The following is a 21,843-nucleotide window of genomic DNA, read 5'->3' as shown; positions in this document are numbered from 1 at the left end:
TTGCGGGCTTTTGGAAAAAGAAAGAGGCATACAGCATTATGACGAATATCGATATTTTCTCCGGCTTCCTGGGTGCCGGCAAGACGACCCTGATCAAGAAGCTCATCAAGGAATCCTTTGCGGGCCAGAAGGTGGTCCTGATCGAGAACGAGTTCGGTGAGATCGGCATCGACGGCGGCTTCCTGAAGGAGTCCGGCATCCAGATCAACGAGCTGAACGCAGGCTGCATCTGCTGCTCTCTGGTGGGCGATTTCCGTGCCGCTCTGCAGCAGGTGGTGGAGCAGTACCACCCCGACCGCATCGTCATTGAGCCCTCTGGTGTGGGCAAGCTGAGCGATGTCACCCGCGCTGTGGAGGGTGTGGCTGAGCATCTGGATGTGAAGCTGAACAGCTTTGTCACCGTGGCCGATGTCAACAAGGTCAAGATGTATATGAAGAACTTCGGTGAGTTCTATGATGATCAGATCAGCCACGCAAGCTGCATCATCCTGAGCCGCACCCAGACCGCCAGCGAGGAGAAGATCGCCGCTGCGGTCGCCATGCTGCGCGAGAAGAACCCCACCGCTACCATCGTGACCACCGCATGGGATTCCCTGACCGGTGAGCAGATCCTGAAGGCCATGTCCTCCAAGGACGATTTCAAGGCAGAGCTGATCGCCATGGCTGCCAAGGCCAATGAGAAGCACGCCGAGGAGGACGAGGAAGAAGAGCACGAGCATCATCACCACCATTACGATGAGAACGGTGTGTGCAGCTGCGGCCATCACCACCATGATCACGATGACGATGACGACGATGATGAGGACGAGCACGAGCATCACCACGACCACGAGGATGATGACCACGAGGAGCACTGCTGCCACCATCACGACCACGACCATGAGGATGACGATGACCATGATGAGCATGAGCATCATCACCACGATGAGGACGGCCACTGCTGCTGCGGCCATCACCACCACCATCACCACGATCACGATGCCGATGAGGTGTTCACCAGCTGGGGTGTCGAGACGGCCAAGAAGTTCAGCAAGGCAGACATCGAGCATGCACTGACCGAGCTGGACGGCGGCAAGTACGGCATGATCCTGCGCTCCAAGGGCATCGTGGACGGCGGTGCCGACGGCTGGCTGGAGTTCGATTACGTCCCCGGCGAGTGGGAAGTGCGTCAGCGCGGTGCCGACGTGGGCGGCAAGCTGGTCGTCATCGGCTCCAAGCTGGACGAAAAGGCCATTGCCGCACTGTTTGGCTGCTGAGCTGCAAGTTGTGTAAGGAGAAAAACCGATTATGGCAAACGAGATCCCGGTTTACCTGTTTGTGGGCTTCCTCGAAAGCGGCAAGACCAAGTTCATTCAGGAGACCTTTGAAGACCCCAATTTCGACTCCGGCGACAAGACCCTGCTGCTGGTCTGCGAAGAGGGCGAGGAAGAATATAACGAGAAGAAGTTCGCCTTCCCCGGCGTGACCCTGAAGGTCCTCGAGGATAAGGCGGAGCTGAACCCCCAGAATCTGGCCAGGCTCGAAAAAGAATCCGGTGCAGGCCGTGTGGTCATTGAGTACAACGGCATGTGGCTGCTGCAGGATCTGGCCAACAACCTGCCCGAAAACTGGATCGTCTACCAGTGCATTGCCACGGCTGACGGCACCACGGCTCTGACCTACGCCCGCGACAACTCCATGCGCTCTCTGCTGCTGGACAAGATCGCCCGCAGTGAGCTGATCGTGTTCAACCGCGCCGAGGCCGTGAACAACGATGCCGCCCGTCAGGAGCTGCACAAGCTGGTGCGTCAGGCCTCCCGCAAGTGCGATATCGCCTATGAGTTCGCCGACGGCAGCGTGGCATATGATGACATCCCTGACCCGCTGCCCTTCGATCTGAACGCCCCGATCGTTGAGATCGGCGAGGACGATTTCGGCATCTGGTATATGGACTGCCAGGACGAGCCCCAGAAGTACGTGGGCAAGACCGTCCGGTTCTTGGCGCAGGTCTGCCAGACCAACCGCGCGGGCAAAAACAGCTTTGTGCCCGGCCGTTTTGCAATGACCTGCTGCGTGCAGGATATCCAGTTCGTGGGCTTCCCCTGCAGCTATGATGGCTACAAGGCACTGGAGCAGCGCGCCTGGGTCACTGTGACCGCCAAGGTCAATTACAAGTTCCACAACATCTACCGCGGCAAAGGCCCGGTGCTGACCGCCATCTCGGTGGAGCCCGCCGAAAAGCCGCAGAACGATGTCGTAACATTCTCTTAAATCCTATCTTATACAGGGAGGACTTCACCATGAAAACTCTGTTCCGTGTTCTGGGTGCCGCTGCCGCTGTGGCTGTTACCGGTGCCGCCATCGTCGTGCTGGACAAAGTTCTGAACGACAAGGACCCGCTCCACGTCGAAAACGTGGAGTTCCCCGAGGAAGCTGAAAAGGACCCCGCCGAGGCTGAAAAGACTGCCGAAGCCTATGCCGAGGGCGAGGCCAAGGAGACCGCTTCCGGTGACGCATGGCCCCCTGCCTTTGAAAAGGCTCCTGCCGAGCCCGAGACTGCGCCCGCAGCCCCGGTGGTGGAAGCTGCCCGGGCAGAGGAGCCTGCCGAGGAAAAGCCTGCGGCAGAGGAAACGACCGTGAATCCTGTGGAGGCAGGCCCTGCCGTTGCCCCCAAGGATGAGAACGGCAAGTTCGATACCACCAAGATCGCGGAGGCCAGCGATTTCACCGGCATCGAAGAGGAATCCGGCTGCAAGAGCTGAGCAAAGCAATAAAAGGACGCTGTGCCGCAGGGCACAGCGTCCTTTTTCTGTCTGGGTCATTTCCGCAGGGCTTTGGCGGCTTCGGTGCCTGCCACGGCACCCTCGTACACGGCCTTGGCGACCTGCAGCAGCCCGCCGGTGCAGTCTCCGGCGGCATATAGGCCGGACAGGGAGGTCTGCATGTGGTCATCCACCACGATCCGGCTGCCGTTCACCTCGGCCCCCAGCTTGCGGGCCAGGGCGGTGCTGCCCGCCACGCCCAGCGCCACGAACACGCCGGAGACTTCCAGTGTCCCGCCGTCTTTCAGCTGCACGCCGGTGACCCGCTCTTCACCGAGGATGGCTTCTACGGCTTCCGTCCGCACGGCCACCTCCGGCGGGAACTGTGCCGTCAGCGGGGCCCCGCCCGTGAGCAGGGTGACGCTGTGGGCCACGGGCTGCAGGGCCTGTACCTCATGCAGGGCGTACTCTCCACTGCCCAGCACGGCCACATCCCTGCCGCGGTAGAAAAAGGCATCGCAGGTGGCGCAGTAGCTCACGCCGTGGCCCTCCAGCCCGGCAAGGCCCGGAATGCGGGGCGCTGCCCGGGAAGCCCCCGTGGCCAGAATGACGGCATCGGCAGGGAAATCCCCAGCCAGTGTCTCCACGGTCAGCTTGTCGGTGTAGGTCAGGCCCACGGCCTCAGTGGTGACGAACTCCACCCCCACGGCCTTGGCACCCTCGATGCCCCGGCGTTCCAGCTCGGCACCGGTGATGGGCTCGGCAAAGCCGTAGTAGTTCTGGATGAGCTCGGCCCGGTCCAGTGCGCCGGGGCCCTTGGTCAGAACGGTGGTCTGCACCCCGGCGCGCGCGGCATACAATGCCGCCGAGACACCTGCGGGGCCGGAACCGATGATCACAATGTTAGACATGGCAGTTTCTCCTTATGGTAGGTTGTACAGAGGATAGTTTGATCTTATGATAACTATTATACCTCAACTCTCCGCACTTTTCATCTCCGATGAACTGTGCTATACTGAAAACATCGCAAGAATCGACACCATGGAGGGGAAAAACCTATGTCCAAGCAGCGCCTGCTTTTTATCACCACCGGCGGCACCATTGCCAGCGTGCGCACCGCACAGGGGCTCAAGCCTGTTCTGACCAGTGAGGAGCTGCTGGCCCATCTGCCGGAATTGCAGCAGCTCTGCTGCCCGGAAACGCTCAACCTGTGCAGCATCGACAGCACCGACCTTGGCCCGGAGCACTGGCTGATGATGGCCAAGGCCGTGCAGGAAAACTATGCGCTTTACGATGGCTTTATCATCTGCCACGGCACGGATACGCTGGCCTACTCGGCGGCGGCGCTGTCCTACCTTATTCAGAATGCGGACAAGCCCATCATCCTCACGGGTGCCCAGCAGCCCATTTCCAACGAGATCACCGATGCCAAGAAGAACCTGCGGGACAGCGTGATCTGTGCTCTTGACCCGGGCAGCCGGGGTGTGATGGTGGTGTTTGGCGGGCACGTCATTGCGGGCACCCGCGCCAAGAAGAACAAGACCATCAGCTACGATGCCTTTGCGTCGGTCAACTTCCCGGCGCTGGCGCTGGTGCAGGGCGACCGGCTGGTGCGGTATGTGGCTTCGCCCTGGCCCACCGGCCCGGTGGAGTTTGGCCGGGCGCTGAACCCCAAAGTGTTCCTGCTCAAGCTGACCCCCGGCCTTGGACCGGAGCTTATCCCGGCCATCTTTCAACAATATGACTGCGTCATTGTGGAAAGCTTTGGCGTGGGCGGCATTCCCCAGCGGCTCATGGATGCCTTTGCCGAGGAGCTGGGCGATTACGACAAGACCCACAAGATCCTGATCCTGACCACGCAGGTCACTTATGAGGGCAGCGATGTGGGCATTTACGAGGTGGGCAAACGGGTCAAGAACCGCTTCCGCTTCCTGGAGGCCCACGATATGACCATTGAGGCCGTTGTCACCAAGGTCATGTGGCTGCTGGCCCAGAACTGCGAGAACTTTGACCAGCTCCAGCAGCGGTTCTACCGGCAGATCAATTTTGATACATTCTATCATTGAAACAAACGGGAGATGCCCCACCGGCACCTCCCGTTTCTGTTATGCGAACACCAGCTGCACCAGCAGCACATAACACACCGTACCGCCGGTGATGGAGACCAGTGTCTGGTGCTTCCACCGGTGCAGGGCGATGGTCACAGCAATGGCAATGGCCTCGGGGATGCCGTGACTGCCCGCAAAGGGTGTGACGCTTTTCAGGCAGTAGAGGATCAGCATTCCGAAGATGGCGGCGGGCAGCACCCGGCCCAGATACTGTACCACCTCGGGCGGCTGCTGGTCCTTGGAGGAAAAGATCAAAAAGGGCAGAAAGCGGGTGAGCATGGTCGCCGCCGTGCACACTGCAATGGTCAGACCCATCTGGAACGTGGTCATTGCGCTGCCTCCTTCTGCTTCTCCGTTTGGCCGGGGACGATGCCGTCGGCCCGCTCAATGGGCTTGCGCAAAACCAGCAGCAGCACCAGAATGCAGGCCATTGAGGGCGGCAGGAAGCTGCCGGAACCAAAAAGGACCAGGCAGACCAGTGGCACGGCCAGCCCGATGATGCCGCTGTAATGCTGCTTTTCCTTTTCCCACTGGTTGAGGAAGATGACCACGAACATGGCGGTCATCACAAAATCCACGCCTTTGGTGCTGAAGGGGAGCACCGACCCCACCACGGCCCCCAGCCCGGCGCTGGCGACCCAGTAAAACTGGTCCAGCAGAGTGATGAAGAACATGAACCAGCCCCGGTCGATCCCCTGCGGCGGCTCTGCAGAGCAGGTGATGGAAAAGGTCTCGTCGCTCATGGCAAAGATCATGTAAAAGCTGCGCAGGTCGTAGCCCTTGTACCGCTCCAGCATGGCCAGACCGTAGAACAGGTGCCGCGCCTGGATCATCAGCGCCATCAGAAAAGCCGACAGTGGGGAAAAGGTCCCCAGCAGCAGGCTTGCCAGCACAAATTCCAGCGAGCCGCCGTAGACCACGGTGCCCATGAGCATAGGCATCCAGACGGGCAGGCCAAGGCTCTGCACATAGATGCCGTAGCCCATGCCCAATACGAGATATCCTGCAAACACCGGCACGGTCTGGGGTGCGGCGGCCCGGAAGGCCTGCCACACCACACCGGAGCCCGGTACAGCTTGTATGGTTTTGGATTCTTTCATATACACTAACCCCCTGGATTGGTAGTATAACAGATTTCCGGGATTTTGCAAGAAAAATCCCGGGGCCGGATGTTTCCTGTCAATTTGAAAACTTTTTGTCCGTCACTCGTGGACTTTTGGCGAATCAGGATAAAGTTTTGCCAAAAGGCTTGCACTTTGATGCTTTACTGTGGTAAAATCAAAGCGTACTTTCATTTGGAAAGACAAGGGGGAAAAAGTATATGACCAACATCTGCATCATCGCCACCATCATCATCTATCTGGTGGCAATGCTGTTGGTTGGGGTTGCATACAGCAAGTCCAACAACGACAGCACCGATTTCTACCTTGGCGGCCGCAAGATGGGCCCGCTGGTCACGGCCATGAGTGCCGAAGCCAGCGATATGTCCAGCTGGCTGTTGATGGGAATGCCGGGCCTTGCCTACCTCACCGGCATCGCCTCGCCCGGCTGGACCGCCATCGGCCTGGCGCTGGGCACCTGGCTGAACTGGCTCATCGTGGCCCGGCGGCTGCGGCGGTATTCGGCCAATCTGGAAGCCATCACCGTGCCCCAGTTCCTGTCCCTGCGCTTCCACGACCAGCGCAATCTGCTCAACGCACTGGGCGCGGTGATCATCATCGTGTTCTTTGTGCCCTACACGGCTTCGGGCTTTGCCGCCTGCGGCAAGCTGTTCCACAGCCTGTTCGGCGTAGATTACATGGCGGCCATGGTGGTCTCGGCCTGCGTCATCGTGGGCTATACCATCACGGGCGGCTTCCGCGCTGTTACCACCACCGACCTCATCCAGTCCATCGTGATGAGCCTGGCCCTTGTGGCTGTGCTGGTGTACGGCATTGGCGCGGCAGGCGGCTGGGATGCCGTTGTGGCCAACGCCCAGAGCCTGCCCGGTTACCTGACCATGATGGCCAGCCACAACGCTGCCGAGGGCACGGCCACCTCGTACAGCCTGCTGGACATCGTCTCCACCATGGCGTGGGGCCTGGGCTACTTCGGAATGCCCCACATCCTGCTCCGCTTCATGGCCATTGAGGATGAAAAGAAACTGGTACTCAGCCGCCGCATTGCCAGCGTGTGGGTCGTCATTGCCATGACAGCCTCCATCATCATCGGCATGGTGGGCCTTGGCATGACCAAGGCAGGCGCGCTGGAGTACCTGAGCGGCTCCTCCAGCGAGACGGTCATCGTCCGCATTGCAAACCTCATTGCACAGCACGGCATTCTGGCAGCCGTGCTGGCGGGCCTGATCCTGGCGGGCATCCTTGCCGCCACCATGTCCACCGCCGACAGCCAGATGCTTGCTGCCGCGTCCAGCGTCTCCCAGAACATCCTGCAGGAGTTCGGCCACATGAAGCTGACCGAACGCCAGAGCCTGTTTGCCGCCCGCCTGACCATCATCTGCGTCAGCGTGGTGGGCGTGGTGCTGGCCCGTGACCCCAATTCCAGCGTGTTCGGCATCGTCAGCTTTGCATGGGCCGGTTTCGGCGGCGCGTATGGTGCCGTGATGCTCTGCGCCCTGTTCTGGAAGCGCTGCAACTGGCAGGGTGCGCTGGCCGGGATGCTCGCCGGCGGCCTGATGGTCTTTGTCTGGAAGTACCTCATCAGCCCGCTGGGCGGCGTGTTCAGCATCTATGAGCTGCTGCCCGCCTTCCTGACCTCGCTGCTGGTCTGCGTGGTGGTCAGCCTGGTCACCCCCGCCCCCTCGAAGGAGATCGAAGCCGAGTTTGAGGCGGCGAAATAAGAAACAATAGAAAGCAAGGGCCATTGCACAGATTCTCGTGCAATGGCCCTTGCTTTATGCTCGGCGCACAACGCCGTTCTCAACAAAGAAAAGATTCGGCTAAGAAAAAATATTTTGTATACAAAAAAGAAAAGATTGTTTGTGCAGAGTCACAAAAATGCTGCACGAATTAAAGAATACAACAAGAAATACTTTTAAATCGTAAATTCTTCAGGCGGAATCGTAAAAAAATTCTAACATTTTGGAAAGAGATGCCGTATTATGGATTCATAAATACGCATACGGCTTGCGGGCGGTGTGCCAAAATTGTCCGGAAAGTTCAGAAAGGAGTATTTTCATGGGGAAATCAACAGTGGATGCGTCTGCAGGGTTTGGATTGCGTGATAAACTTGCATACGCAGCGGGTGACTTTGGCTGCAATATGAGTTTTGCACTCAAAGGCTACCTGACGATTTATTGGACGCAGTTTATGGGGATCGACAACTACCTGATGGCATCCCTTTTGCTGATCGTGCAGATCTGGGACGCAATCAACGATCCTATTATCGGAGCAATGGTAGATGCGGATACGCACAAATACCGCCGGAACAAGTTCCTTGCCTATATCTGGTTCGGTGCGATCGGACTGACCGTGGCTGGTGCACTTTGCTATCTGCCGTTCCCGCAGGCTCCCGGTATGGTCAAGAACATTCTGTTTGTGGCAGGCTATATGATCTGGGATGCTTTCTACACCGTTGCAAATGTGCCGTATGGCTCGATGCTGTCTCTGATCTCGGATGACCCGATCCAGCGTGCACAGCTGTCGACTTTCCGCTCCATTGGTTCTATGGGCGGTGCGCTTCTGACCGGTATGCTGATTCCGGTGATCATTTATGATAACCAGAACAACCTGCGTGGTGAGCAGATGTTTGTCATTGCTCTGATCATGGGTGTGATCGGTCTGATCTGCTTCCGCTTTATGGTCACGAACACAAAGGTGCGTGTGGACACCACGATTACGCTGAAAGAGGATGCACCGAAGTTCAACATCGTGAAGGCGTTCAACAACTTTATCCATAATCGCCCGGCTGTGGGCGCAACGCTGGCACCTATCGCAACGTTTATTGGTATGTATGGCGCCTCTACTGCAGGTCAGATCCTGTTCCAGGCTTATTTCAAGAATGCAAAGATCTCCGGCATTGTGGGTATGATCTCCTACTTTGGCGTTTTCATCTTCAGTCCTTTTGTGAGCCGTATCGTCAAGCGCTTTGGCAAGAAAGAAGCCGTGACCTTTGGCTCAGCAGTCTGCGCGCTGGCGTACGTCCTGATGCTGGTTCTGCCCATTACACCGGACAGCCGGGGCCTCGGCCTTTATGTCCTGTGTCAGGTCATTGCAATGCTGGGCGGCGGTATCGGAAGCTGCCTGAGCTGGTCTCTGATGGCAGATGCGATCGATTATAACGAGTGGAAATTTGGTGTGCGAGAAGAAGGCACTACCTATGCACTGCACTCCTTCTTCCGTAAGCTTGCACAGGGCATCGGACCTTCTCTGGGCCTTGTTCTGGCAACCAAACTGGGCTATGATGCATCTCTGAAGGCTGCACAGACGATCGAAGTGGCAACCCGGATGCGCTATCTGGTGCCGGTCATGTATCTGGGAAGCTATATCGTGATGATCATTGCGTACGGCGTGGTGTTCAATCTGGACAAAAAGACCCTGGCGCAGATGGAAAGCGATCTGAAAGAACGCCGGGCAAAGAACGAAAAGTAAATGGTCTTAAAATCAGAGGAATAGAAGAACGGGAAACTTCTGATAAGATGATAGAAAGCCCTCCTTTCGCTTGAGCGATGGGAGGGCTTTCCTTTTTTCAGTTGATCAGAATCGCCATCATCTCAGCGCAGGGGATCGCGAAGCCGAACCCGAAGAAGAACAGCAGGTCGAGCACAAACTTCCAGAGCCGGACAGCAGGGGAGCAGAAGTTCATGGAGCGGGTGACGGAGGCACCTATCTCACCCCAGTGTCGGTAGTAGCCGGTCTGCTCAAAGTTGTTCCAGAGCTCCAGCGAGAGAAATTCTATCCCGACGAACAATGGGAAAAACACCCAGGAGGGAAGCCAGCCGTCTGCCTGCAGGTTCCCATTGCTCAGGGTACGCCAGTGGACGGCCATCCGGCCCGGGCAGGCGAGGATGCCCCAGATGGCCAGTGCGGCACTGAGCCAAAACAAAACTGCCCGTACCGAGCGCCAGTCAATGGATTGTTGACGGCGCAGCAGGGTAAAGAAATCTTCCAGCGGGACTTCCGGTGCAATATCTGCTTCCTGCGGGTCACGGCAGTGCATCAGGTCGGCAAGGGTCAGCCCCAGCGCGTCGGCTAGTGGTTCCAGCGTGTTGATGTCCGGCAGGCCGACCCCGCGCTCCCATCGGCTGACAGCCTTATCTGTTACATGCAGCTGCTGGGCCAGCTCTGCCTGTGTTAATCCCTGTGACTTGCGCATCCGGGCAAGAAATGCCCCGAACGTTTTCGCATCCATTATGCTCACATCCTTTGGAAAAAGGATAGCATACCACGCACCAAAAGGCAATCGACGCTTTGTTTACCTGCTCCAAAACACAAATCCCCCACCGCCTGTTCGGTCAATGGACAGGCAGCGGGGGATATTTTATATGGAGTTCAGAAGAAAAATGCTGGGATCAGAGCTTACAGCTGGGGGCCGGCAGAAACCAGAGCCTTGCCGTGCTCGTTACCCTCGTACTTCTTGAAGTTCTTGATGAAGCGGCCAGCCAGATCCTTGGCCTTCTCCTCCCACTGGGAAGCGTCGGCGTAGGTATCGCGGGGATCCAGGATGCCGGTGTCAACACCGTTCAGGACGGTGGGAACCTCGAAGTCGAAGTAGGGGATCTTCTTGGTGGGCACGTTGTTGATATCGCCGTTCAGGATAGCATCGATGATGCCACGGGTGTCCTTGATGGAGATGCGCTTGCCGGTGCCGTTCCAGCCGGTGTTGACCAGGTAAGCCTTAGCGCCGCTCATCTTCATCTTCTTGACCAGCTCCTCAGCGTACTTGGTGGGGTGCAGCTCCAGGAAAGCCTGGCCGAAGCAAGCGGAGAAGGTGGGGGTGGGCTCGGTGATGCCGCGCTCGGTGCCAGCCAGCTTGGCGGTGAAGCCGGACAGGAAGTAGTACTGGGTCTGCTCGGGGCTCAGGATAGAGACGGGAGGCAGAACACCGAATGCGTCAGCAGACAGGAAGATGACATTCTTTGCAGCAGGTGCAGAAGAGATGGGGCGGACGATGTTCTGGATGTGGTTGATGGGGTAGGACACACGGGTGTTCTCGGTGACAGACTTGTCAGCGAAGTCGATGTGGCCCTCAGCATCCAGAGTGACGTTCTCCAGCAGAGCGTTGCGCTTGATGGCGTTGTAGATATCGGGCTCGGAGTCCTTGTCCAGGTTGATGACCTTTGCGTAGCAGCCGCCCTCAAAGTTGAACACGCCGTTGTCGTCCCAGCCGTGCTCGTCATCGCCGATCAGCAGACGCTTGGGATCGGTGGACAGGGTGGTCTTGCCGGTGCCGGACAGACCGAAGAAGATGGCAGTGTTCTTGCCCTCCTTATCGGTGTTGGCGGAGCAGTGCATGGAAGCAATGCCCTTCAGCGGCAGGAAGTAGTTCATCATGGAGAACATGCCCTTCTTCATCTCGCCGCCGTACCAGGTGTTGACGATGACCTGCTCCTTGCTGGTGATGTTGAACATAACAGCAGTCTCGGAGTTCAGGCCCAGCTCCTTGTAGTTCTCGACCTTGGCCTTGGAAGCGTTGTAAACAACGAAATCAGGCTCAAAGTTCTCCAGCTCCTCAGCGGTGGGCTTGATGAACATGTTGGTGACGAAGTGTGCCTGCCAGGCCACTTCCATGATGAAACGGACAGCCATGCGGGTGTCCTTGTTTGCGCCGCAGAAAGCATCCACAACGTACAGGCGCTTGTTGGACAGCTCCTTCTTTGCAATCTCCTTCACGGCAGCCCAGGCTTCCTCAGAAGCGGGGTGGTTGTCGTTCTTGTACTCGTCGCTGGTCCACCAAACGGTGTTCTTGGAGTTCTCGTCCATCACGATGAACTTGTCCTTGGGGGAACGGCCGGTGTAGATGCCGGTCATAACGTCCACAGCGCCCAGCTCGCTGACCTTGCCCACTTCGTAGCCTTCCAGGCCGGGCTTGGTCTCTTCCTCGAACAGCTGCTCGTAAGAGGGGTTATACACGACCTCGGTCGTGCCGGTAATGCCGTACTTGCTCAGATCTACCTTTGCCATAATACTTATACCTCTTCTTTCGTTCAGATCAATTCTGATCGCGCGACGCACATGCCCTTAGCCAATGGGCAGCGCGGGCGATGAAGAAATACAGATGCGTATTCTCCTGTTTATCATTATACATAAAATCGTTCCAAAATCAACCAGAGGGAACAAAAGGTTCTTATAAATGTAACAAATTTTATTCAGAATCTTAGCTGTTTGAAGTGATTTCATAAGAAGAAAGGGGAACCGCGGCGAACAAAATAAAGAAAAGAGACCCAAAACACAACTTTGATAATATTTTGTCGATTCTGGATGCAACTGGGTATCCCAGAGCGGAAAACCGGGGCGGGAGGCCCGCAGCACAAATTTCTGAAAAACTTGAAATTTCCTGTTGACAAAGTACGACTGCTATGCTAAAATAATCGAGTCGGGAGCGAAACCCCGATGCGAAAATGGACGTATGGCCCGTTGGTCAAGCGGTTAAGACAGAGGCCTCTCACGCCTTTAACATCGGTTCGATTCCGGTACGGGTCACCATTTTATAGTAGTAAAACGGCTGTATGCCGTTTTATATAGATGCCTCTTTAGCTCAGTCGGTTAGAGCACCTGACTGTTAATCAGGGTGTCGCCTGTTCGAGTCAGGCAAGAGGCGCCAGCAAAGCGATGGAAATGTTCCATCGCTTTTTTCTTTTTGTTGACAGCGAATGCGGCGGGGGATATACTACTTATAAGAAAAGCATACCGCGTCAGCGGCAGCCTTGCGGCCAGCAGCCTCACCCTCTCAGGCGCGTGCGCGCCAGCTCTCCCAAAGGGAGAGCTCCGGACGAGGGAAAGGCCCTGCCAAGGGCTCCCCCTTTGGGGGAGCTGGCATTGCGCAGCAATGACTGAGAGGGTGAGCCGCCTGACGGAGAAGGAGAATCATTACCATGAAACAGATCATTCTGACCGGCGACCGTCCCACGGGCCGCCTGCATGTTGGCCACTACGTTGGCTCTTTGAAGGAGCGCGTGCGCCTGCAGAACACCGGCAAGTTCGACGAGATCTATATTATGATCGCCGATGCGCAGGCCCTGACGGACAATGCCGATAACCCGGAGAAGGTCCGCCAGAACATCCTGCAGGTGGCACTGGACTATCTGGCCTGCGGTCTGGACCCCAACAAGGTCCACATCTTCATCCAGTCCATGGTGCCTCAGCTGACAGAGCTGAGCTTCTATTATATGAATCTGGTCACGGTGAGCCGCCTGCAGCGCAACCCCACCGTGAAGAGCGAGATCCAGATGCGGAACTTCGAGACCAGCATCCCGGTGGGCTTCTTCACCTACCCCATCAGCCAGGCAGCGGATATCACGGCATTCGGTGCCACCACTGTGCCGGCCGGTGAGGATCAGATGCCCATGCTGGAGCAGTGCCGCGAGATCGTGCACAAGTTCAACGCCGTCTACGGCGAGACCCTGACCATGCCTGAGATCATGCTGCCCCAGAATGCCGCCTGCCTGCGCCTGCCGGGCATCGATGGCAAGGCCAAGATGAGTAAGAGCCTGGGCAACTGCATCTATCTGTCGGATGAGCCCGAGGACATCAAGAAGAAGATCATGTCCATGTACACCGACCCCAACCACCTGCGGGTGCAGGACCCCGGCAAGGTGGAGGGCAACCCCGTGTTCATCTATCTGGACGCTTTCAGCCGCCCCGAACACTTCGCCGAGTTCCTGCCGGAGTACCAGAACCTCGATGAGCTCAAGGCCCACTATCAGCGCGGCGGTCTGGGCGACGTGAAGATCAAGAAGTTCCTCAACGCCGTCATGCAGGCCGAGCTGGAGCCCATCCGCAACCGCCGCAAGGAGTGGGAGCAGCGCCTGCCCGAGGTCGTGGAGATCCTGAAGGAAGGCAGCGCCGTGGCTGAAAAGACCGCTGCCGCCACCCTGGCCAATGTCCGCAAAGCCATGCGCATTGACTACTTCGCGGATAATAACCTGCTGAAGTAACAAATGGTAGAAACAAAACCGCCTGTGCCCATGCGATTATGCTGGGTGCAGGCGGTTTTTGCGTGGCTGCAACCGCTGGTTGACAAATTTCAAGCCGCAATTGGTGGTTGTCAACTGGAAAATCTGCTATGATAAGACCACAGGAACCTGTCCGAAGATCGATCCACACCCGCCGCACTGCGGCTGAAATGAGGAATACAGTATGATCTTAGCAGAAAAAATTGCCCTGCTCCGCCGCCAGAATGGATGGAGCCAGGAAGAGCTTGCCGATCAGTTGAACGTTTCGCGTCAGGCTGTCTCGAAGTGGGAGGGCGGAACGTCCATCCCCGACTTGGATAAAATACTGAAGCTGAGTGCTCTGTTTGAAGTGAGCACCGACTACTTATTAAAAGATGAGCTGGAACAGCCCGATGCCACGGCCCCGCTGCCGAAGGAAGAGCGGGTGACAGAACCCTGCCGCACCGTCTCATTTGACGAGGCAAACGCATATCTCAGCACGGTGCAGGCCGTGCATGGGAAGATGGCGGCGGGTGTGGGCTTGTGCATCCTCAGTCCCATCGCGCTGCTTGTTCTGGGCGCATGGAGCGATGGTACACCCAGCGAAGAGCGGATGGCAGGGCTCGGTGTCATCTTCCTGCTGCTCTTCGTCGCGCTGGGGCTGCTGCTCATCCTGCCCGCCGCCATCCGGCTGGAAGCGTTTGAATATCTGGAAAAAGAGCAGATCGCCCTTGCCTATGGTGTGGAGGGCATCGTGGAGCGGCAGAAACAGGAGTATGCGCCCACCTACCGCCGCAGCATGACCCAGGGCGTGGTGCTCTGTGTGCTGGCCGTGGTGCCGATCCTGGGTACGGCCATGCTGGGAGTACCAGACTTCTGGGTCGCTGCCGCAGTCGGCCTGCTGCTGGCCATTGTGGCCGGTGCAGTACAGTTGTTCATCCGGGCCGGGATGACCCAGGGCAGCTTTGATAAGCTGCTGCAAACGGGGGAATACACCGTCCGCGAAAAGTGGACGAACCGCCGCGTCGGTTGGTTTGCCGGGGCCTACTGGTGCCTTGTAACGGCGGTGTACCTCGCTGTCAGCTTCTGGAACAACAACTGGGAAAAGAGCTGGATCATCTGGGCCGTGGCCGGGCTTGTCTTCGCCGCCCTTTACTCCGCCGTCCGTGCGTGGGCAGACCGAAAAAATCAGTAAACGAACAGCGCCGCTCTCCCGGTCATGGGAAAGCGGCGCTGTTTGTTTCGCATTATTTGTTGAATAAATCGCTGTGGCTGCCGGTGCGGGCCAAAGTCAAAACGAGCACATTGTCTTCGATGCGGTAGATGAGCAGCCAGTCTGGCTGGATGTGGCATTCGCGATGGCCGATCCAATCGCCGGTCAAAGCGTGGTCTCTGTTTTTCTCTGGGAGCGGTTCCCCATGTGATAAGGTGCGGATGATATTATCCAGAAGATCAATGTCGAGATGCCGTTTTTGAGCAAGTTTGTAGTCCTTCTTGAATTGGTTCGTCCAGACGATATCGCGGTTCATCGCTTCAACTCCCGAAGAGCCTCTTCTACATCAGAATAGTGCTTTACATTCGGGTCTTTTGCAATGCGTTCCGCTTCCAACATGGCAGCCATGGTTTCCTTGTTGGGCTGATCCATCTTGATCTCAAAGGGAATGCCGCCGTCACGCAGAGACTGACGGACAAAGACGTTGAATGCGGTGGAAAGATTCATGCCCAGCTCTGCAAACAGGGCTTCTGCCTGTGCTTTCAGGTCGGAATCCATCCGGATGCTGATATTCGTGGTTGCCATAAAAATCAACTCCTTTCAATTGAATTATAATGCATTGCACGAAAAAATCAATGCATTGCACGAAAAATTAACACAAAAATTCGGAAAGGCAAAAATCAACTGTTCGATTCTTGCAAAAACAGGAGAATATGATATACTTAGGCCAGAATCATAAAAGGAGGGCTGCGAAATGAAACAAAAAGGCATCTGGCTGAGAAAAGGTCTGGCACTGTACCACCTGGCCCCGTCCGAACTGGCGCTGGCGCTGCTGGTGCGGGAAAAGCCACTGACAGCGCAGCAGCTCTCTGCGGCGTTGACAGAAAAGGGAACCCGGCTGGATCGTAAACAGTTGGGAAAAATTCTGGCAAAGCTGGAACGTGCAGGCGCAGTTGAAACGGCGGCAGGAAAATACATCTGCCAGAATGAAACGATTCTCCACTATCCGACGACGTACAGTGAAAGTCAGCTGCTGGATATTATCGGCATGACCCAGAACACCGTAAATGGTCAGGCGGTATTCAGTGGAGTGCCGCCTATGAGCATCAGCTCCCGTGGCAGCAGCGGGGTTTGAAACAGAATATTATAAAACAAGCGCCGCACTCCCTTGGGAACGCGGCGCTTACTGTTTATTTCAGGCGAAATCAGTTGTTATATGCGCGGGTCTTGATCTCCTCGGTGACCTTTGCGATGAATTCATCCACTTCCATCGTGGTGGTCTCGCCCTTGCGGTCACGGACAGAGAGGTTGCCGGCCTCGGCTTCCTTTGCACCCAGAACCAGCATGTAGGGCACACGGTCCACCTGCTGTGCGGCACGGATCTTGTAGCCGATCTTCTGGTTGTCGTCGTCCAGAGCCACGCGGACACCGGCCTCCACCAGCTTCTCGGTGATGCTCTCCGCATACTCGAGGGTCTTTTCGGAAACGGGCAGGACCTTGACCTGAACAGGTGCCAGCCAGGTGGGGAACTTGCCCTTGGTCTCCTCGATCAGGTAGGCCATGAAGCGATCCAGGGAGCCCAGGATTGCACGGTGCAGGACAACGGGGGTCTTTTCGGAGCCGTCCTTGTCCACATAGGTCAGGTGGAACTTTGCGGGCAGGCAGAAGTCCAGCTGGCAGGTGGACAGAGTGTACTCAGCACCCACGGCGGGCTTGACGTTCACGTCCAGCTTGGGGCCGTAGAAGGCGGCCTCGCCGATCTCTTCGGTGAAGTGGATGCCCAGCTCGGTCAGCACCTCGCGCAGAGCGTTTTCGGCGTGGTTCCACATGGCATCGTCGTCGTGGTACTTCTTCTTGTCGGCGGGGTCACGCAGGGACAGAACGCAGCGGTAATCGGTGATCTTGAAGTCCTTGTAGGTCTCGAAGATCAGGTTGCAGACATCGGCGACCTCGCTCTTGATCTGCTCCGGAGTGCAGAACAGGTGGGCATCGTTCTGGCAGAAGTGGCGGCCGCGCTCAATGCCCTTCAGGGTGCCGGAGGACTCGTAGCGGAAATCGTGTGCGATCTCACCGATGCGCATGGGCAGGTCACGGTAAGAGTGGGGACGATTTGCGTAGATCATCATGTGGTGGGGGCAGTTCATCGGGCGCAGGACGTAGCTTTCACCCTCCATCTCCATGGCGGGGAACATGTTCTCGCGGTAGTGATCCCAGTGGCCGGAGGTCTTGTACAGGTTCACGGTGCCGATGCAGGGGGTCATCACGTGCAGGTAGCCGCGTGCACGCTCCTTCTCCTTGATATAGTTCTCCAGCTCCTGCCAGACGGTGTAGCCTGCGGGCAGGAACATGGGCAGGCCGCGGCCCACCAGGTCGTCGGTCATAAACAGGCCCATCTCCTTGCCGATCTTGCGGTGATCGCGCTCACGGGCCTCCTGCTGCTCCTTCTCCCAGGCTTCCAGCTCTTCCTGGTTGTGGAATGCCACACCGTTGATACGGGTCAGCATCTTGTTTTCCTTGTCATTCTTCCAGTATGCGCCGGATTGCTGGGTGATCTTGAAGGCCTTCAGCGCCTTGGTGTAGGTCAGGTGGGGTCCGATGCACATGTCAACGTACTCGCCCTGCTGGAAGAAGCTGAACTCGGTCTCGTCGGCCAGATCAGCCATGTGCTCGATCTTGTAGTGCTCCTGGCGCTCCTCCATCAGCTTCACAGCCTCGTCACGGGGCAGGATGAAGGGCTTGATGGCCAGATTTTCCTTGCAGATCTTGCGCATCTCTTTTTCGATGTTGGCCAGATCGTCATCGGTGAGCTTGGTGTCGCCCAGATCGACATCGTAGTAGAAGCCGTTCTCGGTGGCAGGGCCAAAGGCAAAGTCAGCCTCGGGGTACAGGCGCTTGATGGCCTGCGCCATGATGTGAGCAGCGGTATGTCGGATAACATGCAGTTCCTGGTCCTGCGGGCACTCGTCCACATGGCCGTCTTTGTAGATGATCTTCATAGTGGTTCTCCTTTTGATGAAAGTTAAAACAAAAAAGCGCTCCATCCCGCTCAAATTTACGGGATGAAGCGCCTGAAGATTTCACGCGTTCCACGGTTCCACCCGAATTGCGTGCCCTTGAGAACACGCCACTCGCTGTGCTGTAACGGGCGCACCCGGCAGAGGTTCTCCTCTGCGCTCTGCGGTGGTAGAAGCCCGATGCACGGCAGGCTGCTTACAGCACCCGGTATCCGGGGCAGCCCTCTCTGCGTCATGGGGAACGAGCTTCGGTTTGTCCGCATCATCGCTTTGGTCAGGATGAAACTACGCTGATTGTAGCACGATGGCGGCAAAAAATCAAGCTCTCCGCGGCGAAAATCTGCGAAAAATCATTCTTCTTTTTTCTTCAGCTTGACCCGCCACTTGTGGGAGGCGTACTCCGGCCGCAGCTTGTTGGTGACAAAGGTCTGGCTGCTGTAGAGGCCGTGGTGGCCCGAGAGCATGTAGCACACGCCGCAGCCCAGCGCAATAAGCTCCAGCCCCTGCCCGCCAAACAGCTCGAATCCAAGCAGGATGGAGGGGATCAGGGCGTTTGTGGCTCCGCAGAACACGCAGACCAGACCGATGGCACCGGCAAACCCGGCGGGCAGGCCCAGCCATGGCCCGGCGATGCAGCCAAAGGTCGCCCCGATGTAGAAACTTGGGACCACCTCGCCGCCTTTGAAGCCTACTGCCAGGGTCAGGGCGGTCAGGAAGATCTTGCAGGCAAAATCCCAGGGCAGGGCAGTGCCCTGCTCCGCGGCATCGGCAATGACGGCCATTCCGGCCCCGTTGTACCGCCCGACACCGAACAGATACGAGAACGCTACCACGGCTGCACCGCCTGCAAAAGCCCGGAGCCAGGGATTCGGGATCCGTTTGGGGATCCCGTGTTCTAGGGTGTGAAGCGTCCAGCAGAACAGTCGGGTCACGGCGGCACAGGCAATGCCCAGCAGGGCGGTCTGAAGCGCGGTTTCCAGCGTCAGGTGCGGGATGGAATTGAGCACAAAATTGGTCGGGGCGATCCCGAAGAACAGGGATACGCCGTAAGCAATGAGGGCCGAAGTGAACGCGGGCATAAAGGCCGAAGTGAACGTCAGCCCCACGTCCTCCACCATCATGGCAAACAGGGCGGCGGTCAGCGGGGTGCCGAACAGAGCGGAAAAGAACGCGGCCATCCCGCTGATGGTGGCGGTGCGGCGGACGTAATCGCTCAGATGGAGCAGTTTGCCCACGTTCCAGCCGATGCTGCCGCCCATCTGCAGGGCTGCACCCTCGCGGCCGGCAGAACCGCCGCACAGGTGGGTGAGCACCGTGCCCAGAAAGATGGCGGGCACCAGCAGCAGGCTGACCGGCTCGCCGCTCTGCACGGCGCGGATGACATTGTTGGTGCCCACGCCTTCGCACTTTGTGACCTTGTAGAGTGCCACGATGGCAAGGCCCGCCAGCGGCAGGCAGAGCAGCAGCCAGCTCTGCGCGGCCCGCAGCTCGGTGACGTACTCCACGCTCAGGTGGAACGCTGTGCCGACTGCGCCGCAGACCAGACCCGTGGGCACGGCCAGCAGCAGCCATTGCAGGACCACCCACAGGGCGGCTTTGGCCTCGCGGTTAAAATCATTCAAGTTGCTCATAGAAACTCCTGATACAAAAAAACTGAAAATTTTACACTCCAAAATAACACGCCCGCACGGGGATGTCAACCCGGAACCATTGCAGGGGGGCTCACATCGTGGTGACAACGACAAACCCCTGCTTCCTTGTGCGGAGGAAGCAGGGGTTCTGCCGAATGGATTTCAGAAAAAGGAAAAGGAGAACAAGGAGAACAAATATCGTCACGCTTTCAAAGCGGGACAGCGGTTGAAATTGTGCGGAGCGTTACTCCACATCCTGCAGGGCGGCGAAGTCCTCTTCGCCGGTGCGGATCTTGACCACGCGGGTCACGTTGTAGACAAAGATCTTGCCATCGCCGATGTGGCCGGTGTACAGGGCCTTCTTAGCGGCATCCACCACAGCGTCCACGCTGATCTTGGAAACGATGACCTCGACCTTGATCTTGGGCAGCAGGGTGCTGTCCACAGGCACGCCGCGGTATTTCTCGGTGGTGCCCTTCTGGATGCCGCAGCCCATCACCTGGGTCACGGTCATGCCGGTCACGCCCAGATCGTTCAGCGCGGTCTTGAGCTGATCGAACTTGGAGAGCTTTGCAATGATGGACACCTTGTGCATACCGGTGTCGTAGATGCCATCGTGGATGACGGCAGGCTCCTTGACCACAGGCACGGCAGCGTTCATCTGCACGGCGCTTGCCTTGGAGGCATCATCCTCGCCCAGATCGGTGTTCTCGTTGGGCACCATGGCGGCGGCGTTGGCATCGGAGATGGAGAAACCGGCGTAAGCGGAAGCCAGGCCGTGCTCGTGGATATCCAGGCCGTCGATCTCCACCTCAGCGGGGACGCGTAGGCCGATGGTTTTGTCGATGATCTTGAAGATGATGAACATCACGACCACAACGTACACATCAACGGTGATAAGGCCCAGCAGCTGGGTGCCCAGCTGTGCAAAGCCGCCACCGTAGAACAGGCCCTTGCCCACGCCGTCGCCGCCGTTGGAGAACAGGCCCACGGCAATGGTGCCCCACACGCCGTTTGCAAAGTGAACGGAGACAGCGCCCACGGGGTCATCGATCTTTGCGATCTTATCAAAGAATTCAACGCTCAGGACAACGATGATGCCGGCCACGAAGCCGATGAGGAAGGCACCGAAGGGAGAGACAGCGTCGCAGCCTGCGGTGATGGCGACCAGACCGGCCAGAGAACCGTTCAGGGTCATGGAGACATCGGGCTTGCCGTAGCGCAGCCAGGTGAAGATCATGGTCACGCAGGTGGCAACGGCAGCGGCCAGGTTGGTGTTGAAGCAGACAAGGCCCGTCAGGGTCATGGCCTCATCGGTGGCAAGGCTCAGGGAAGAGCCGCCGTTGAAGCCGAACCAGCAGAACCACAGGATGAACACGCCCAGCGCACCGGCGGTCAGGTTGTGGCCGGGAATGGCGTGGGGGTTGCCGTCCTTATCGTACTTGCCGATGCGGGGGCCGAGCATTGCGGCACCCAGCAGGGCAATCACACCGCCCACATTGTGAACGGCTGCGGAACCGGCAAAATCATGGAAGCCCATGCTCTGCAGCCAGCCGCCGCCCCACATCCAGTGGCCGCAGATGGGGTAGACCACCAGCGAAATGGCAGCAGAATAAACGCAGTAAGCCTTGAAGTTGGTGCGCTCGGCCATGGAGCCGGACACGATGGTGGCTGCCGTGGCACAGAACACGGTCTGGAACACGATGTACACCCACAGCGGGATATCAAGCCCCAGGTGGCTGTAATCGCCCTGAATGAACGGATCGAACCCGCCGATCAGCGCGCTTGTGCCGCCGAACATCAGGCCGAAGCCGATGACCCAGTAGCACGGTGTGCCGATGCAGAAGTCCATCATGTTTTTCATCAGGATGTTGCCGGTGTTTTTGGCGCGGGTAAAGCCCGTCTCACACAGCGCAAAACCGGCCTGCATAAAGTAGACCAGGAATGCCGCAACCAGCACCCAGCAGGTGTTTATGGAACTGAACATTATAATACCTCCCCGGTTTGTAATGCGCTCCCCGCACCGAATGTGCGCGGGAGCCTTG

At 57.7% G+C, this 21,843-nt stretch carries 19 protein-coding genes and 2 tRNA genes; 11 read left to right on the top strand and 10 right to left on the bottom strand.

The features are described 5' to 3' along the window. Positions 1-38: 38 nt before the first annotated feature. From P0G09_RS12425 to P0G09_RS12415, 3 genes are read left to right on the top strand one after another with little or no spacing between them, the layout of a single operon-like run. Entirely contained in the window at positions 39-1,256 is a 1,218-nt protein-coding gene (locus P0G09_RS12425) for a GTP-binding protein (protein ID WP_275252819.1), read from the top strand. Between the two features lie 31 nt (positions 1,257-1,287). After that, complete coding sequence (locus P0G09_RS12420) at positions 1,288-2,250, top strand: GTP-binding protein (RefSeq protein ID WP_098924119.1); 963 nt, start codon at positions 1,288-1,290, stop codon at positions 2,248-2,250. Between the two features lie 29 nt (positions 2,251-2,279). Next, positions 2,280-2,741: a hypothetical protein gene (locus P0G09_RS12415; protein WP_156058801.1), complete on the top strand. Its 462-nt coding sequence runs from the start codon at positions 2,280-2,282 to the stop codon at positions 2,739-2,741. A 56-nt stretch (positions 2,742-2,797) separates the two neighbouring features. Here the strand turns inward: P0G09_RS12415 and P0G09_RS12410 are convergent, their stop codons facing one another. Next, the gene (locus tag P0G09_RS12410; RefSeq protein ID WP_275252818.1) at positions 2,798-3,652 is read right to left on the bottom strand and encodes an NAD(P)/FAD-dependent oxidoreductase; all 855 of its coding nucleotides are present in this window, start codon (positions 3,650-3,652) and stop codon (positions 2,798-2,800) included. Positions 3,653-3,799: 147 nt separating this feature from the next. Here P0G09_RS12410 and P0G09_RS12405 point away from each other — a divergent pair, with 147 nt between their 5' ends. Further along, entirely contained in the window at positions 3,800-4,807 is a 1,008-nt protein-coding gene (locus P0G09_RS12405; RefSeq protein ID WP_005934824.1) for an asparaginase, read from the top strand. A 39-nt stretch (positions 4,808-4,846) separates the two neighbouring features. On the opposite strand, the gene P0G09_RS12400 is transcribed toward P0G09_RS12405, so the two are convergent. Together P0G09_RS12400 and P0G09_RS12395 are read right to left on the bottom strand one after the other, a co-directional pair. Then, the gene (locus tag P0G09_RS12400) at positions 4,847-5,179 is read right to left on the bottom strand and encodes a branched-chain amino acid transporter permease (RefSeq protein ID WP_097773152.1); all 333 of its coding nucleotides are present in this window, start codon (positions 5,177-5,179) and stop codon (positions 4,847-4,849) included. After that, positions 5,176-5,949 carry an AzlC family ABC transporter permease gene (locus P0G09_RS12395; RefSeq protein ID WP_275252817.1) on the bottom strand — a complete coding sequence of 258 codons (774 nt, stop codon included), beginning with the start codon at positions 5,947-5,949 and terminating at the stop codon, positions 5,176-5,178. Before P0G09_RS12395 ends, P0G09_RS12400 begins: the two co-directional genes overlap by 4 nt. 221 nt (positions 5,950-6,170) lie before the next feature. Here P0G09_RS12395 and P0G09_RS12390 point away from each other — a divergent pair, with 221 nt between their 5' ends. Both P0G09_RS12390 and P0G09_RS12385 read left to right on the top strand, forming a co-directional pair. After that, positions 6,171-7,688, top strand: a complete 1,518-nt coding sequence (locus tag P0G09_RS12390; RefSeq protein ID WP_275252816.1) for a sodium/proline symporter — start codon at positions 6,171-6,173, stop codon at positions 7,686-7,688. A gap of 337 nt (positions 7,689-8,025) precedes the next feature. Then, entirely contained in the window at positions 8,026-9,438 is a 1,413-nt protein-coding gene (locus P0G09_RS12385) for a glycoside-pentoside-hexuronide (GPH):cation symporter (RefSeq protein ID WP_275252815.1), read from the top strand. A gap of 97 nt (positions 9,439-9,535) precedes the next feature. Here the strand turns inward: P0G09_RS12385 and P0G09_RS12380 are convergent, their stop codons facing one another. Both P0G09_RS12380 and pckA read right to left on the bottom strand, forming a co-directional pair. Then, the gene (locus P0G09_RS12380) at positions 9,536-10,198 is read right to left on the bottom strand and encodes a helix-turn-helix transcriptional regulator (protein WP_005934817.1); all 663 of its coding nucleotides are present in this window, start codon (positions 10,196-10,198) and stop codon (positions 9,536-9,538) included. 167 nt (positions 10,199-10,365) lie between these two features. After that, complete coding sequence (pckA, locus tag P0G09_RS12375) at positions 10,366-11,970, bottom strand: phosphoenolpyruvate carboxykinase (ATP) (protein WP_275252814.1); 1,605 nt, start codon at positions 11,968-11,970, stop codon at positions 10,366-10,368. 447 nt (positions 11,971-12,417) lie between these two features. Here pckA and P0G09_RS12370 point away from each other — a divergent pair. The 4 genes from P0G09_RS12370 to P0G09_RS12355 all read left to right on the top strand — a co-directional run bounded on the left by P0G09_RS12370 (position 12,418) and on the right by P0G09_RS12355 (position 15,135). Then, a tRNA-Glu gene (locus P0G09_RS12370) sits at positions 12,418-12,492 on the top strand. A gap of 41 nt (positions 12,493-12,533) precedes the next feature. Then, positions 12,534-12,610 (top strand) — tRNA-Asn (locus tag P0G09_RS12365). Positions 12,611-12,881: 271 nt separating this feature from the next. Beyond that, the gene (gene trpS / locus P0G09_RS12360) at positions 12,882-13,943 is read left to right on the top strand and encodes a tryptophan--tRNA ligase (protein WP_005934814.1); all 1,062 of its coding nucleotides are present in this window, start codon (positions 12,882-12,884) and stop codon (positions 13,941-13,943) included. Positions 13,944-14,145: 202 nt separating this feature from the next. Beyond that, complete coding sequence (locus tag P0G09_RS12355; RefSeq protein ID WP_275252813.1) at positions 14,146-15,135, top strand: helix-turn-helix transcriptional regulator; 990 nt, start codon at positions 14,146-14,148, stop codon at positions 15,133-15,135. Positions 15,136-15,187: 52 nt separating this feature from the next. On the opposite strand, the gene P0G09_RS12350 is transcribed toward P0G09_RS12355, so the two are convergent. Then, the gene (locus P0G09_RS12350; RefSeq protein ID WP_097773159.1) at positions 15,188-15,469 is read right to left on the bottom strand and encodes a type II toxin-antitoxin system YafQ family toxin; all 282 of its coding nucleotides are present in this window, start codon (positions 15,467-15,469) and stop codon (positions 15,188-15,190) included. After that, a complete protein-coding gene (locus tag P0G09_RS12345) occupies positions 15,466-15,738 on the bottom strand; it encodes a type II toxin-antitoxin system RelB/DinJ family antitoxin (protein ID WP_097773160.1) in 273 nt (90 codons plus the stop codon). The genes P0G09_RS12350 and P0G09_RS12345 overlap by 4 nt, the downstream gene beginning before the upstream one ends. Positions 15,739-15,907: 169 nt before the next feature. Between P0G09_RS12345 and P0G09_RS12340 the strand changes: the two genes are divergently transcribed. Further along, positions 15,908-16,288: a hypothetical protein gene (locus P0G09_RS12340; protein ID WP_249257625.1), complete on the top strand. Its 381-nt coding sequence runs from the start codon at positions 15,908-15,910 to the stop codon at positions 16,286-16,288. Between the two features lie 70 nt (positions 16,289-16,358). Here the strand turns inward: P0G09_RS12340 and thrS are convergent, their stop codons facing one another. The 3 genes from thrS to P0G09_RS12325 all read right to left on the bottom strand — a co-directional run bounded on the left by thrS (position 16,359) and on the right by P0G09_RS12325 (position 21,785). Then, a complete protein-coding gene (thrS, locus tag P0G09_RS12335; RefSeq protein ID WP_097771397.1) occupies positions 16,359-18,149 on the bottom strand; it encodes a threonine--tRNA ligase in 1,791 nt (596 codons plus the stop codon). A 368-nt stretch (positions 18,150-18,517) separates the two neighbouring features. Continuing rightward, positions 18,518-19,798, bottom strand: coding sequence for a chloride channel protein (locus tag P0G09_RS12330; RefSeq protein ID WP_275252812.1), 1,281 nt, complete (start codon positions 19,796-19,798; stop codon positions 18,518-18,520). A 244-nt stretch (positions 19,799-20,042) separates the two neighbouring features. Further along, positions 20,043-21,785, bottom strand: coding sequence for an ammonium transporter (locus P0G09_RS12325; protein WP_275252811.1), 1,743 nt, complete (start codon positions 21,783-21,785; stop codon positions 20,043-20,045). Between the last annotated feature and the right edge of the window lie 58 nt (positions 21,786-21,843).

The organism is Faecalibacterium sp. DFI.5.82 (assembly GCF_029076575.1).
GTDB classification, from domain to species: domain Bacteria; phylum Bacillota; class Clostridia; order Oscillospirales; family Ruminococcaceae; genus Faecalibacterium; species Faecalibacterium duncaniae.
Note: the sequence above shows the minus strand (reverse complement) of the source record. Positions and strands in the feature narration are given on the sequence as shown.